Annotated in this window: 11 protein-coding genes; 4 read left to right on the plus strand and 7 right to left on the minus strand. The window is 65.1% G+C overall.

Annotation, left to right across the window (positions count from 1 at the left end):
- Positions 1-41: 41 nt before the first annotated feature.
- Both ABIB78_RS09650 and ABIB78_RS09655 read right to left on the minus strand, forming a co-directional pair.
- The gene (locus ABIB78_RS09650) at positions 42-1,481 is read right to left on the minus strand and encodes an extracellular solute-binding protein (RefSeq protein WP_429023987.1); all 1,440 of its coding nucleotides are present in this window, start codon (positions 1,479-1,481) and stop codon (positions 42-44) included.
- A 26-nt stretch (positions 1,482-1,507) separates the two neighbouring features.
- Complete coding sequence (locus ABIB78_RS09655) at positions 1,508-2,524, minus strand: sugar-binding transcriptional regulator (RefSeq protein WP_429023988.1); 1,017 nt, start codon at positions 2,522-2,524, stop codon at positions 1,508-1,510.
- Positions 2,525-2,657: 133 nt separating this feature from the next.
- Between ABIB78_RS09655 and ABIB78_RS09660 the strand changes: the two genes are divergently transcribed.
- Genes ABIB78_RS09660 through ABIB78_RS09670 form a run of 3 tightly spaced genes read left to right on the plus strand, consistent with a single transcriptional unit; the run spans position 2,658 to position 5,843 of the window.
- The gene (locus ABIB78_RS09660; protein WP_429023989.1) at positions 2,658-3,938 is read left to right on the plus strand and encodes an FGGY-family carbohydrate kinase; all 1,281 of its coding nucleotides are present in this window, start codon (positions 2,658-2,660) and stop codon (positions 3,936-3,938) included.
- Positions 3,935-4,804 carry a TIGR01459 family HAD-type hydrolase gene (locus ABIB78_RS09665; RefSeq protein WP_429023990.1) on the plus strand — a complete coding sequence of 290 codons (870 nt, stop codon included), beginning with the start codon at positions 3,935-3,937 and terminating at the stop codon, positions 4,802-4,804. Before ABIB78_RS09660 ends, ABIB78_RS09665 begins: the two co-directional genes overlap by 4 nt.
- A gap of 10 nt (positions 4,805-4,814) precedes the next feature.
- The gene (locus ABIB78_RS09670; protein WP_429023991.1) at positions 4,815-5,843 is read left to right on the plus strand and encodes a class II aldolase/adducin family protein; all 1,029 of its coding nucleotides are present in this window, start codon (positions 4,815-4,817) and stop codon (positions 5,841-5,843) included.
- 54 nt (positions 5,844-5,897) lie between these two features.
- On the opposite strand, the gene ilvA is transcribed toward ABIB78_RS09670, so the two are convergent.
- The 5 genes from ilvA to ABIB78_RS09695 form a co-directional block, all read right to left on the minus strand.
- On the minus strand, positions 5,898-7,439 hold the full coding sequence (gene ilvA, locus ABIB78_RS09675) for a threonine ammonia-lyase, biosynthetic (protein WP_429023992.1): 1,542 nt from the start codon (positions 7,437-7,439) through the stop codon (positions 5,898-5,900).
- 387 nt (positions 7,440-7,826) lie between these two features.
- Positions 7,827-9,017, minus strand: coding sequence for a M24 family metallopeptidase (locus ABIB78_RS09680; RefSeq protein WP_429023993.1), 1,191 nt, complete (start codon positions 9,015-9,017; stop codon positions 7,827-7,829).
- A gap of 18 nt (positions 9,018-9,035) precedes the next feature.
- Entirely contained in the window at positions 9,036-10,448 is a 1,413-nt protein-coding gene (locus tag ABIB78_RS09685) for an MFS transporter (protein WP_429023994.1), read from the minus strand.
- Positions 10,449-10,466: 18 nt separating this feature from the next.
- Complete coding sequence (locus ABIB78_RS09690; protein ID WP_429023995.1) at positions 10,467-11,258, minus strand: alpha/beta fold hydrolase; 792 nt, start codon at positions 11,256-11,258, stop codon at positions 10,467-10,469.
- Positions 11,259-11,269: 11 nt separating this feature from the next.
- Positions 11,270-12,889: an FAD-dependent monooxygenase gene (locus ABIB78_RS09695; RefSeq protein WP_429023996.1), complete on the minus strand. Its 1,620-nt coding sequence runs from the start codon at positions 12,887-12,889 to the stop codon at positions 11,270-11,272.
- 90 nt (positions 12,890-12,979) lie between these two features.
- Here ABIB78_RS09695 and ABIB78_RS09700 point away from each other — a divergent pair, with 90 nt between their 5' ends.
- On the plus strand, positions 12,980-13,897 hold the full coding sequence (locus tag ABIB78_RS09700; protein ID WP_429023997.1) for a LysR family transcriptional regulator: 918 nt from the start codon (positions 12,980-12,982) through the stop codon (positions 13,895-13,897).
- Positions 13,898-14,102: the final 205 nt, after the last annotated feature.

A 14,102-nucleotide genomic window follows, 5' to 3' on the forward strand; every position in this document is an offset into this window, starting at 1 on the left:
ATGGGTGCGTGCGGTGGATTAGGCACCACACGGTCGATCCGTCAGCCGAGACCGGCTTGCTTGAGCTGGCGGTTGATGCTGTCGGCGAGCTTGTCGAGCCCTTCGTCGACGCTGACCTCCTTCGCCACCATCTTCTGCAGCGAGGCGGCCCATTCGGTCGTCAGGTCGAAGAACAGCGGCTGCGCCGTGAAGTAGATCTTGGCGCCGGGCGACGACATGTCGTGCTGTTCGAGATAGCCGGGATAGGACTTTGCGATGCGGTCGCGGAACTCGCTGTCCTTCCACACCGATGCGCGCACCGGGTTGACGAAGTCCATCTTGCGCGCGCCGAACAAGTCGTGCTCGACCGAAGCGGCCCACTGCATGAACAGCCAGGCCGCGTCCTTCTGCTTGGAGAAGCTCGACATCGCGAGCGACCAGATCCAGACATTCGGCGTCGGCGCCTTGGCTGCCGGATTGGCGGCGAACGGCGCGTAGCCGAGATGCCCCTTCTCCTTGTTGTCGCCGCCGTTCATGAAGTAGCCGAGGATGTCGGCGTCGAAGATCATGCCCGAGGCGCCGGCGCCGAGATCGGTGCCGACCTGGTACCAGGTATAGGTCGACCAGTTCTTTGGGCCAGAGGTCTGGATCATCTTGACCCATTTCTCGTGAAAATCCTTCGAGGCCTTGGTGTTCATCGCGGCTTTCAGCTTGCCGCCCTCCATCACAAAGTCTTTCTGGCCGAAGCTCGAATAGGCCGACAGGAACCCCGGATGGATGGTCGCCCAGGAACGCGAGCCGCGTACGCCGACGCCGTAAGGGCCGCCGGCATCCTTGGTGATCTTGGCCGCGACCTCCAGCATCTCGTCGAGATTCTTCGGCGGCTTGACACCGACCTTGTCGAAGACGTTGCGGTTGTAGGTGATGTTGTTGAGCTCATAGCCCCACGGGATGCACCATTGCTTGGCCTTGCCCGAGCCGAGCTCGGAGCCGGCGACGCCGTCCCACGCTGTGGAGGCGCGCAAGCCCGGCAGCACGTCCTCCCAGGCGAAGGCCGGGTTGGTCTTGGCGGGATCCTTGATGTAGGTGTTGAGGTCTTCGATCCAGCCCGCCGGACCGTAGGTCCAGGTCATGTAGGCGCCGGTCATGAAGGCGTCGTACTGGTCCGACTTCGACGACAGCGCCGCCGTCACCTTGTCGAAATAGACGTCCTCCGGGAAGATGTCGTAGGTGACGTTCATGCCGGTGAGCGTCTCGAACGCCTCGATATCGCCGATCATCGCGTCGACGTAAGGGTGCTTGTTCAGCAGCAGCTTGACGCTCTTGCCGCTCTGGGCCTTCCAGTTGAAGTCGGCGGCCATCGCCTTCGACATCGAGGAGGCGAAGGCGGCGTTTGCGGCGATGCCCGCGATGCCGAGCTTGGCGGCGCCGTCCAGGAGATCGCGGCGGCTGACGCGTTTGGTAGCGTAGGAGTCGAACAGATTCTTCTCGCGATCGAACATGTATTTCCTCTCCTTGTTGACGCTTGTTATGTGTCCTTCCGGGTCTTGCTTCTTGTCTTGCCGGATGTCGTCTCCGGCTTGTCGGTAGCGAGCGCCTTTGCAGTCGCTTCGTCGATGATGAGGCCGTGCAGAACGCCGCTGCGCAGCACGCCGCGCAGCGCGGTCACCTTGGCCGGCCCGCCGGCGATGGCGACGATCCGGTGCTTCCTGAGATCGGGCATGCTCATGGAGGTGGCGCGCGCCGAGAGATCGGTGTCCAGCACCGTTCCGTCGGCGCTGAAGAAATGTCCGAGCAGGTCGGCGCAGGCGCCGACGCGCTTGAGCTCGACGACCTCGTCGGGCCTGATCATGCCGCTCGAGACCAGGAAGCCGTCGCGGCTGACCTGGCCGATACCGACGAACAGCAGCGAGGCCTTGCGCGCCAGCGCGAACACGTCGGCAATGCCGAATTGCTGCATCAGCACGGCGCGGTCGGCGACGGAATTGGCAAATACCGGCACCGGCAACAGATAGGCTTCCGCGCCGGTGCGTTCGGCGAGCTTGTGAATCACGTCGAACGGATTGGCGGCAAATTTCCGCGTCAGTCCGCCGAGCAGCGACACGAATTGCGCGTCGCGCGCCGGGGTCTGCGGCATCTGCTCGACGACGGCGGCGAGTGTGCGGCCGTGACCGACGCCGATCACCTTGTCCTGGCCGCGCTCGAGGATCTGGCGCAGGAAGCTCGCGCCTTCCAGCGCCAGCGCCTTGAGCGGCAGGTCGCTCTCGCCGAGATCAGGCGCGACGCGGCAGAACGAAAGGCCAAAGCGCCGCGCGAGATCGTTCTCCAGCGCGACGCATTCGGCGACCGGTCCCTCGACGAAAACGCGGATCATGCCCTCGCGGCTGGCGCGCGCAATCAGGCGATGCGCTTTGGTACTCTGGATGTTGAGGCGGTCAGCAACCTCCGACTGCGTCAGCCCCGCCGCGAAATACAGCCACGCCGCTCGCGTCGCGAGCGACGCCTCGCCGTCGATTACCGGCAGCCTGTCGGGCGGGGTAGCCATGTCCGGAAAAGTCCGCTTGCAAATTTCTTCACGTCCTGCAAAAAATTGCAGAGGCCGGAGGGGGCGTCAATCCCCCAAACGTGCTGCAGCGCAACCAATGTCGAAGCGCGGGCACAGAGAGCGGTGAAGTCGCATGGGAGGTTTGTATCTCGGCATCGATGTCGGAACCGGAGGAGTCCGCGCCTGCGCAATCGATCCGCAGGCCGGCATCCGCGGCTTCGCATCAGTCGCCCTGCCCGCACCGCGCGTCGACGGCAACGCCATCGACCAGAAACCGGAGCTCTGGTGGCAGGCGGCGGTGGCGGCGATCCGCAAGCTCGGCGAGACCGTTGGTCTCGGCGACATCACGCGCATCGTCGTCGACGGTACGTCAGGCACGCTGCTGCTGGTCGATGCGGCCGGCCGCCCCTGCTCGCCGGGGCTGATGTACAACGATGCACGCGCCACCCAGGAGGCGACGCGCGTGGCAGCGGTCGCGCCGCGCGACAGCGGCGCGCATGGCGCTAGCAGCGCGCTCGCCAAGCTGCTCTATCTGCTGAATCATGGCTATATCGGCGATGCGCGCCACGCTGTTCATCAGGCGGACTGGATCGCGGGCCGGTTCGCGAACCGTCATGGCATCAGCGACGAGAACAACGCGCTGAAGCTCGGTTACGACCCGGTCGCGCGCGCGTGGCCGCCCTGGCTTGACCAGCTCGGGGTGCGAGGCGATCTGCTTCCAGACGTGCTGGTGCCGGGAACGCCGTTTGCCGAGATGGATCCCCAGATCGCGCGGTCGCTCGGGCTGCCGCCCACCGCGCAGGTCGCGGCCGGCACCACCGATGGCGTTGCGGCCTTCATCGCGACGCGTGCCGACCAGCCCGGCGATGCCGTCACCTCGCTCGGCTCCACATTGGTGGTGAAGCAGCTTGCGACCCAGCCGATCTTCGCGGCCGATCAGGGGGTCTATTCGCACCGGCTCGGCGAACGGTGGCTTGCCGGCGGCGCATCGAACTCCGGCGGTGCCGCGCTCCTGGTGCATTTCACCGCCGACGAGATGGAGCGGCTGACACCGCAGGTGACGCCGGACCAGCCGACCGGGCTCGACTACTACCCGCTGCCGAAACCCGGCGAGCGTTTCCCGATCGCCGACCCGGCGCTGGCCGCGCGGATCACGCCGCGCCCGGCGGAAGATTGTCGCTTCTTCCAGGGCCTGCTCGAAGGTATCGCCTCGGTCGAAGCGCTCGCCTACCACCAGCTGGCGCGGCTCGGCGCACCGCGTCTGCGCCGCGTCATCGGCATCGGCGGCGGCGCGAGGAACGATGCCTGGACCAGGATCAGGCATCGCATTCTCGGTGTACCCGTGTCGGTCGCCGAACAGACCGAAGCAAGCTACGGCGCCGCACTGCTCGCACTGAACGGAGGTCCGCCATGAAGGCCGATGCGACCGCGATCGCCGGCCTTCACGCCATCGCCGACCGTTTCGATCATGTGCTGCTCGACCAATGGGGCACACTGCACGAGGGCATGGCGGTGTTCCCTGCGGCGCTGGATTGCGTGGCAAGACTGCGCGAGGGCGGCAAGCGCATCTTGATCCTTTCGAATTCCGGCAAGCGCGCCGGCAGCAACCAGCGGCGCCTCGCGGCGCTTGGCCTGCCGCCGGACGCCTATGACGGCGTGTTGTCGTCGGGCGAGGTCACCTGGCGTGGCCTGCATGCGCGCGAGAAGGCCCCCTTTGCCGAGCTCGGACGCGCGTGCTTCCTGATCTCGCGCGACGCCGACCGCTCGATCGTCGACGGCACCGACCTTGTGGTGGTCTCGCACATTCGCGAGGGCGATTTCATCCTGCTCGGTGGGCTCGACGATGACGCGGCGGAGCCCGAGCGCTGGCGTGCGCAACTGACGGCCGCGGCCGCACGGCAACTGCCGATGCTGTGCGCCAATCCTGACCTCGTGATGTTCGGCGTCGCGGGACTGATCCCGGCGCCGGGCGCGCTCGCCGCATTTTACCAATCGCTCGGCGGCACCGCGCTGTTCGTCGGCAAGCCGTATCCGCCGATGTTTGCCGCTGCGCGCGATCAATTGGGCCATCCGCCGCCGGAACGGATCCTCGTCATCGGCGACTCCCTCGATCACGATATCGCCGGTGGACGTGCCGCCGGCATGCTGACGCTGCTGATCGGCTCCGGCGCGCACCGGGCGACGCTTTCGCGGGCGAGCGATCTGCCGCAGGCGATCAAGACCGTCGCCGGCGCAGCGGCGCGGATGCCGCACTGGACGATGGACCATCTGACCTGGTGAGAACAGCCCGATGCGACCGCCTCAAACGCTGGACGAACTGCGCCGCATGTCGGCACGCGTCGGCAGGAATATCCTGCTGGTGCAAGGCGCCGGCGGCAATTCATCGGTCAAGGATGGCGACGTGCTGTGGGTGAAGGCGTCGGGCACCTGGTTGGCCGACGCCGAGGACAAGGACATCTTCGTGCCGGTCGCATTGTCGGCCGCGCGCGCGGCCCTGACGCAAGGCGACGAGCGCGTGCCGCTCGCACCGAACGCCGGGACGACGCTGCGCGCCTCGATCGAGACCTCGCTGCATGCGCTGATGCCGCACCGGATCGTGCTGCATGTCCATTCCGTCAACACCATAGCGTGGGCGGTGCGAACCGACGCTAGCGACGAATTTGCACGGCGATTGGACGGGCTGGCCTGGCGTTACCTCGACTATCACCACCCGGGGCTGCCGCTCGCATGCGCGGTCAGTGAGGCGATCGCACAGGATGCGGTCGATGTCCTGATCCTCGGCAATCACGGCCTGGTGGTCGGCGCAGCCACCTGCGACGCGGCGGAGGCTCTGGTCGCCGACGTCGAGAAGCGCCTCGCGCTGGAGCAGCGTCGCGCGCCGGCTGCAGACTATGACGCGCTCCGGAGAATCTGCGCAGGAACGCACTTTCGTCTGCCGCAGGACCCTCGCGGCCACGACATTGCCACCGACCGCTACAGCCGCGCGATCGCGACCAGCGGCTCGCTCTATCCTGATCACGTCGTCTTCCTCGGCCCCGGCCTGCCGGTCCTGGAGCATCGCGAGAACCTGAGCGTCATGATCGCCCACGCCACTGCGGACGGGTTGCCGCCGCCGGTTGCGCTTCTCGTGCCAGGCATCGGCAGCCTCATCCGCGAGGACGCAAGCGATGGCGCGGAAGCCATGCTGAGCTGTCTTGCACTGGTCACCTGCCGCCTGCCTCTGACCGCACGGATCAACTATCTGACGGCAGAGAATGAGCATGCGTTGCTGAACTGGGATGCCGAGCGATATCGCCGGCAACTGACTGCCGATCGCTGATCCGATCCGAACCGAACCGAACGATTGAGCTCTCAAACCTCGAAGCCACCCCGCTCATCCCTTCTCGGCGGACAGGAACAGGCGATAGGCCGGATTTTCGCTCTCGTTCCAGTAGGGATAGCCGAGTGCATCCAGCGCTTGGACGAACCGCGCGCGCTCCTGAGGCTTGACCTCGATTCCAGCCAATATGCGCCCGTAGTCGGCGCCGTGATTTCGGTAGTGGAACAGCGAGATGTTCCAGTCGGGCGCCAGGCTCTCGAGGAACGTCAGCAACGCGCCGGGACGCTCCGGAAACTCGAAGCGATAGATCAGCTCGTCCTTGAGAAGCGGGGCGCGGCCACCCACCATGTAGCGCACATGGTCCTTGGCCATCTCGTTCTCGCTCAGATCCAGGATCGGATAGCCCTCGCGCCGAAGCAGCTCCATGACTTCCCGCTTCTCGGGCTCGCCCCGGGTCAGCGCGATGCCGACGAAGAGTTGAGCCGGCGCGGTCGTCTCGGCAAAGCGGTAGTTGAATTCCGTGATGGCCCGCGAACCGAGAACGCGGATGAAGTGCCGATAGCTGCCGGGACGCTCCGGCACGGTCACGGCAAGCAGCGCCTCGCGGTGCTCGCCGACCTCGGCGCGGTCGGCAATGGTGCGCAGCCGGTCGAAGTTCAGATTGGCCCCGCTGTTGACGGCAATCAGGCTCCCGTCGCTTAGCGCGCCGCGCTCGGCATAGGCCTTCAGCCCGGCGAGGGCCAAGGCCCCGGACGGCTCGGCAACCGATCGCACATCATCGAAGATATCCTTGATGGCCGCGCACATGGCGTCGGTATCCACGGTGACGACCTCGTCAAGCAGATCGCGGCAGAGACGGAACGTCTCCGCGCCGACCTTGCGGACTGCGACGCCGTCGGCGAACAGTCCGACCTGGTCCAGAGCGACAACATTCCCCTTGGCGAGCGCTGCCGCCATCGACGCAGCGTCTGCCGGCTCCACGCCGACGACCTTGATCGAGGGGTTGAGGAATTTCACGAAGGCGGCGACGCCGGCCGCCAGTCCGCCCCCACCGATCGGCACGAAGATCGCCTCGATCGTATCGGGATGCTGCCGCAGGATCTCCATCCCGACGGTTCCTTGACCGGCAATCACATCAGGATCGTCGAACGGATGCACGAAGGACAGGCCGCGCGCGACCTCGATTTCCCTGGCCTTGGTTTGCGCGTCGTCGAACGTGTCGCCATGCAGGACAACGTCACCGCCCAGACGCCGGACGGCTTCGACCTTGATGGCCGGCGTCGTCCTCGGCATGACGATCGTCGCTGGAATGCCGAGCTTGCGCGCCGCCAGCGCCACGCCCTGCGCGTGGTTGCCGGCCGACGCGCAGATGACGCCCAGCCTTCGCTGCGCGTCCGGCAGCTTGACGATCTTGTTGTAGGCGCCGCGAAGCTTGAACGAGAAGATCGGCTGGAGGTCTTCCCGCTTCAGCAATACGGCGCGCGACAGTCGCTCCGAGAGCCGCGGCATGGAATCGAGAGGCGTCTCGACCGCCACGTCGTAGACACGGGCGGTCAGGATGCGTTGGGCGTAGTCGCGGAGCGCATTCGCGGTCATCGGGTCGCTTTTGTCGATGGGAGGCATCCTTATCGGTTGCACCTGCCCATCGTCGGCGCCGACCTGCGAGCAGACGGCACGGAGCCGGCCGCTGCATCCAGGTCGAACCTTCGCATGACCGGAGGCTGGAGTGAAGCAAAGACCGCTGGATCAATCGCCTGGCCGAGCGCACATGAAGTCATCTGGGCCGTCGTAGGGGCACCGCCAAAATATCGAAAACAACCCCATGCAAAGTAGCCGGCGGCGGCCGGCGTCGACCGGGCAACTTGACACGTCGGGCAATTCAGGGATATATTTCTAGTATTCCGAAACTTACCGGCGAGGCGCCTCCAGCACCGCAGCTGAATCGGTGCCCCAGCCAAAAATGCCGCCCTGGCGTTGACCGCTTCACGCCATGAGACGCGACGAATTCCATCCCCTGCCATGGTCACCGGGCGCTTCCCAGCCCGATTCGGAGACGATCAGCGTGTCCTCGAGCTTGATGTAGCCGCGCGCCGGATGCAGCAGCGCGGTTTCGATCGAGATCACCATCCCGCATTCGAGCGGCCGGTCGGCGTCATAGGGCGCGTAAGGCACCGGGCCGGTCGCGGTGAGGCGCGGCGCTTCGTGACTGACAAGCCCAATGCCGTGTGCGGTGAAGTCGAGCACGGCGCGATGCGGAGAGGCTTGGACGGCCGCCTCGCCCGCCGCGATAATGTCGCCCCCCATCGTGCCCGGCCGGATTGGGCGCCGGGCCACCTGCTGGATGTCCTCGATTTCTTGCAGCAACTCACGCAGCTCACTGTCGGGCTTGCCCAGAATGCCCATGCGGCTGAGGTCGCCGATATAACCCCGGTAGTTTCCGCCGGAATCGATCGAGATCACGTCGCCCTCCGCAAGACGCTGGTTCGACGGCGCGCGGTTATGGCTCTTGCCCGCGGCAATCAGGCAATATTCGAACACGAGATCACGTTGCTGCTCCTCGCGGCGCAGACGGGCGACGACGTCGTTCTTGGTCATGCCCGGCGCGCAGCCCTTGAACGTGGCCATCATCGCCTCAACGACCCGTTCGGAAGCCTCCCTGATGAGATCCAGTTCGGCCGGTGACTTCAAGGCACGAAGCCGTTCCAGCGTGAAATGGGCCTCGCGGACCTCGACGTGGCCAAGACCGGCAAGCAGGTGATCCCTGGCGTCGGCCGGCAGGAAGCCGGCCTCGATACCGACGCGCTTGGCGGCGCCCCCGAGCTTTCTCACATGATCAATGGCGATGCCGATCGCGTCGACCGTTCCCCACGCGCCCGCTTTGACAATCGGCGCCGATATCCGTCCGAGCTCACGTTCGAACTTCTCCATGCGGTTGCCGATGTAAGCGGAATTTTCAGGGTGCCCTTTCTGGTAGACGAAGACAGGCAGATAGCGGCTCGTGCCGATCGCCTCCATGACGTCGAAGAAGAAGAAACGATATCCACCGAGCAGGTACTGCACGTTGTGACGCGAGGTGACGATCAAGATGTCGAGCCCCGCCTCATCCATCAGGCGATCGAGCTTGGCAGTATCGAACGGCGCCGCCTCCGCGACCATGTCGTGCGCATTGTCCATGGTAAAACCTTCCGTCTTTCACACTGCGGTTTTCGCGGCCAGTGACTTCGATGCACTGGTCGAACCTGCGTTTTCACCAAACAGAACCACCGGGCGTCCGTGCGGCTCGACGCCGAGGAACGTAAAGGCAAGTCCGATCAGGAGGCCCGCGCCGGCAAGAAAGCAGAACGCCGGCATCACCGCTGACGCGGTCGCGCTGGGATGCACGACATTGTCCGCGCCGGCGATCAATGCGAGACACAGCGGCCCGACGATCTTGCCGACCCCGTTCGAGAGCTGAGCAAGGCCGACCGCGCGCCCCGAAAGCTGAACCGGGAAGATCTCCGCGGGATAGGGCCCGATGTTCGAAAATCCACCATCGAAGAACACAGCGCCGACGATCAGAAAGACCAGGAACAGCGGGACTGAGCCGACAAAGTCGTTGTGAAAATAGGCGGCCAGCGCCAGCGAGACCGCGGTGCCATAGCCCATCAACTGACCACACGGCTTGCGGCCGATCCGGTGCGCCAGAAAAGCAAAGCCGGTCCGGCCAGCAACGCCGGCGAGGCTGACATAGATGAACATCTTCGCCGCCTCCTGGGGCGCGACGCCAAGCAGCAGCGCCACGATCGTCGGCCCCCACAGGAAAACGCCGTAATTCGCCGTGCTGGCGCCGAACCAGATCAGGACTGTCAGCCAGAAGCGCCGCTGCTCGGCAAGCAGATCGGCAAATGTCGCCGGGTTCGCCGGCGGCAGTGTGGGCAGGACAAATGACTCGTCGCCAACCTGATAGAGCTTTCGGATATTCGACTGCGCCTCGCGCACACGGCCCTTGCTGATCAGCCAGCGCGGCGATTCCGGCATGATGATCATGGTCAGAATTCCGAGGATGATCGGCAGGAATCCGACCGCCGCCAGGCCGCGCCATCCCACCAGCGGCAACAGAAAGCTCGCCGTCACCGACGCCGAAAGCACGCCGAAGGCGACCGGAACGACCACGAGGCTCGTAACCAGTGTGCGATGACGGGTCGGTGCGAATTCGACGATGGCAGGAACTGCCGCCGCGGCGCCCGCGGCAAGGCCGAAGCCGACGAAAAAGCGCAGGATCGCAAACGCAATCCAGCCGTCTTCCGGAATGAAGGCGATCGCGCCCGAGGTCAGGCCGCACAGCAGAACGCCGGCAATCGCCAGCGGCTTGCGCCCGAAGCGATCCGCGAGGACCCCCGCAACGAATGCCCCCAGCATGGCCCCGATGCCGGCGCTCATCAGCATGATCGAGGTCTGGCCAAACGTCAGGTGCCATTTCGGCGCCAGCACCGAGACCAGAAATCCGACCACAAAGAAATCGAAGAAATCGACCACGCCCGTGACGGCGAAGATGATGATCGATAGCCAATAGCGCGTCGTCACCGGCGCTTCGTCGAACGGCACCGCGCTCGCTTGCTCAGCCATGGTCTCCCCCTGTTGTTGTCAAGCCGCCTTCTTTTTCGAATTCAGAAATGCCGTCACCGCCTCCGCCACCCGCTCGGGGGCCTGGATCGAAGCGACATGGCCAACGTCCGCGATCGTCTTGGTCTCGACGCACACAAGATCGCGGGCGAGCGCAAATGTCTCCGCGTTCGGGATCAGCCGGTCGTCAGCCCCCGCCAGCAGCAAGGTCGGGCGATCAAAGCCCGTCAGATCGGCGGCGACGGGCTGCGCGAGCAAGGCGCCACGTCGCGCCTTCTGGCCGTCGTCGCGGTTCGAGCCACGAAAGATGTCGATCAGTTCGGACCGCGCACGCAGGTAGTCCAGCGGGAAGAAGTATTCCGCGATCTTCGGCGCGTTGCCGGCGGTGTCCGCGCGATAGGACGCGAGCCTGCGGAAGACGTCCGCATTGACGTCCAACGGGCTTCTGTTGACCTTCCAGGTGCTGCTCAGGATCAGGCGGTCGATGCGGCCGGGATCGCGGGCCGCCAGCACTTGCGCGATCAGGCCGCCGAGCGAGGTCCCGAAGACATGGGCACGACCATAGCCGAGCCCTCCGATCAAGGCCGCGGCATCATCAGCCAGATCGGCCAGCGAATAGGACGACGAAGGATTCCTGGTGGCGCCGGAATCGCGCTGGTCATACGCGATCACGGTGAAATGCGGCGCCAGCACAGGCGCAAGGCCGTCGAACATCGAATGATCGGCTTCGCCGCCATGCAGCAGCACGATCGGCTCGCCGCGTCCGGTTTTCTCAAACGCCGTGACGACGCCGTTGGACTCGAACGATTGCATTGGAGACTCCGCTAATGCAGCAACGTCGAAAGCGCACCGGCCAATTCCTTCGCCGGATCCGACGGCACCCACGGCATCCGCCACGCCACATGTCCATCAGGGCGCACCAGCACGGCGCCGCGCATGCCCAGCTGGAAGCCATCCGCCGGGTCGGCTGACGGCAGTTGTTTGAGCGAGAGCGGCAGACCGGTCTTCTCCGATACCTGCTTCCCTGCCTCCAGCCACTCGCTGCCGAGCGGACCCGTGACGACGGTGAATGCCCTGTCGAACCAGTCGAGCGTCGATTTCTTGCGGGAAGGCTCGAGCCACATATGCGGAAAGCGCGCGCCGGGGCGGTCCGTCGGCGTGTAGTAGCGGGAGTTCAACGCCTTCGCGACAGTGCCATCGGGGATCACCGCGCCCTCCTCGTAATTGTGTCCGAGGTTCTGCCCGATGCTGTGCAGATGATTGTCCATATCGTTGATCCAGAACCTGATCCGGTCCGGATTGCGCGATCGTACGGCGTCGTCGGTCAGCCCAAATCGCAGCCGATTGCCGTAGCTGAAATTGGCATTGGATTGCGCGATCGGGCGGCGTTCGCCGGAATAGCTGTCGAGCAGCTTTTCGTCGGCGCGGCCCTTCAACACGAAGGCCAGCTTCCAGGCGAGATTATGCGCGTCCTGAACGCCGGAGTTCAGGCCGAAGCCGCCGGTCGGCGGAAAGCGGTGGGCGCAGTCGCCGACCAGAAACACCCGGCCCTTTCGAAAGGTCTCGGCCACCTGCATGCTGACGCGCCAGATCGAGCGATTCAGAAGCGTGACGTCGAGGTCCGGAATGCCGACATGGCCGCGCGCGATCTCGATGAACTCCTGGTCGGTCCACGGCCGCTCGCGATCGTCCTTGGTCAGGCCGATCTGCGTCACGGTGAGCCAGCGATCCCGGCCATTGGTGTTCAGGATGCCGGCGCGCGGCAGATCGGGCCTTTCCGGGACGATGATGAAGCCGGCGGCCTCGCCCGCGATCGGCAACCGCGACAGATCGGCACGCCAGTATTCATTCGACATCACCGCCAGCGTGGCCGATCCGACCATGTCGATCCCCGCGCTGCGCCGCGTCTGGCTGCCCGCGCCATCGGCGGCGATCAAATAGGTCGCCGTCCACTGCGTCACCTCGCCGGTCTTTTCGCAACGCGTCGTGACGTTGACGCCGCTGTTGGTCTCCTCGAACGATTCACAGGCCGTGCTGAACAGGACCGTGGCGAGTTTCGACTTCTCGACCACGCGCAGAATTTCCTCCTCAACGGCGTCCTGGGCGACCAGGCTCTTCCAGGCGGGGGTATGTCCGACATTCGGCTCGGGACGGGTGCGGCCGAACTCGTGACCCGCAATGCTGTCGAGGAACACGAACATGTCGGAGTTGTCCTGCAGGCCACGGTCGCGGATCGCCTGCTCGATCCCCCACTGCCGGAAGATCTCCATGGTGCGGACCCAGCAGCCGCGCGACTTCGGATGATCTGTCGTCGTCGGGCTCTTCTCGACCACCACGCAGTCGATGCCGAAGCGGTCGAGCAGCAGCGACATCGCGAGGCCGACCGGCCCGCCGCCGGCGATGAATACGGACGTCCGGCGTGCCTCATCGGTGGCGATGCCCATCCTTGTCTCTCCTCCGTTTGATCGTTGCGAAGAGACTGCTCCTTTTTTGGTATCTCACAAGAATATGTTTGATATGGTATCCATCTCGATTTGAGATGGAGCGCGCCCATCGTGGACTTGCGACAGATCCGTTATTTCGTTGCCGTCGCCGAGCGTGGCGGCTTTGCCGCCGCAGCGAGCACGCTGAACGTCGCCCAGTCGGCGCTCAGCCGCCACGTCAAGGAGCTCGAAGACGAATTGGGCGGCGCCTTGCTCGAACGCGGTGCGCGCGGTGTCTCCGTTACGGAATCCGGCAAGGTGCTGCTCGCGCGCGGGCGTTGGCTGCTTGGAACAATCGACGACATCAAGGCCGAGGTGCGCACGGAAAATCGGGAGCCCAGCGGTACGGTCCGGATGGGCGCGCCGCCAAGCCTCGGCGATATCCTCTACCCGCCGCTTGCCCAGACATTCGTGAAACAATTTCCACGCGTGCGGCTCGAGCTAAGTGAAGGCTTGACGGAAAATGCATCCGAACGCCTGTTACGGGGTGAGCTCGATCTGGCGATTGTGACGACGCCGCCCCCCAACGATCACCTCGACTATGAACTGCTCATGGTCGAACAGGTGTTCCTGATCGGGCCGCCGCGCGATCCGCTGCTGAAGCGCGGCAGACTGACCCGCAAGGAGTTCGACGCCCTGCCGTCCGCCGTGGGCCCGCTCAGCCGCAACCCGTTCCCATCGACAATGCGCTGCGCGGTCCGGGTCGACAACAGCACCCCGATGAAGCGCATGGTGGCCGCGGGCCTCGGCTATGCCCTGCTGCCCTTCTCCGGCATTCACCAGGAAGTGGCTGCCGGCGCGCTATCGGCGGCGCTGTTGCCGTGGATGCGCGCCGACCGCGTGCTGGCGCTGCCGCGTGGACGGCCGGTCAGCCGGGCAACGCGTGAAGCGATTGCAACCTTGAAGAAAATCTGTCGCGCCCTGATCGATGAGGGAATCATCCTGACTGCGCCGGTGCGCAAGACCTGAGCGCGTCATTCCCCTGCAAACGATCTGCTTGCTCCGTGCTGGTGCCCTACGCGCGGGCCCCGTTCGCCGCATCCCGCCGCCCGTTCCAGACGGCCGGCCGGGCCCCACCGCGTCTCACTCCGGCTGTCCGGTCAACCAATCGTCTTGACCATAGTTGTCATGACAACTATAGAGTCATTCCAAGATTGGCGATCAAGCCGGCTGT

This window comes from Bradyrhizobium sp. I1.14.4 (assembly GCF_050435825.1).
Lineage (GTDB): Bacteria > Pseudomonadota > Alphaproteobacteria > Rhizobiales > Xanthobacteraceae > Bradyrhizobium.

Coding starts and splice junctions, on each gene's coding strand:
- ABIB78_RS09650 (WP_429023987.1), bottom strand. CDS start 1,481: ATGTTCGATCGCGAGAAGAATCTGTTCGACTCCTACGCTACCAAACGC.
- ABIB78_RS09665 (WP_429023990.1), top strand. CDS start 3,935: ATGAAGGCCGATGCGACCGCGATCGCCGGCCTTCACGCCATCGCCGAC.
- ABIB78_RS09660 (WP_429023989.1), top strand. CDS start 2,658: ATGGGAGGTTTGTATCTCGGCATCGATGTCGGAACCGGAGGAGTCCGC.
- ABIB78_RS09690 (WP_429023995.1), bottom strand. CDS start 11,258: ATGCAATCGTTCGAGTCCAACGGCGTCGTCACGGCGTTTGAGAAAACC.
- ABIB78_RS09670 (WP_429023991.1), top strand. CDS start 4,815: ATGCGACCGCCTCAAACGCTGGACGAACTGCGCCGCATGTCGGCACGC.
- ABIB78_RS09695 (WP_429023996.1), bottom strand. CDS start 12,889: ATGGGCATCGCCACCGATGAGGCACGCCGGACGTCCGTATTCATCGCC.
- ABIB78_RS09655 (WP_429023988.1), bottom strand. CDS start 2,524: ATGGCTACCCCGCCCGACAGGCTGCCGGTAATCGACGGCGAGGCGTCG.
- ABIB78_RS09685 (WP_429023994.1), bottom strand. CDS start 10,448: ATGGCTGAGCAAGCGAGCGCGGTGCCGTTCGACGAAGCGCCGGTGACG.
- ABIB78_RS09680 (WP_429023993.1), bottom strand. CDS start 9,017: ATGGACAATGCGCACGACATGGTCGCGGAGGCGGCGCCGTTCGATACT.
- ilvA (WP_429023992.1), bottom strand. CDS start 7,439: ATGACCGCGAATGCGCTCCGCGACTACGCCCAACGCATCCTGACCGCC.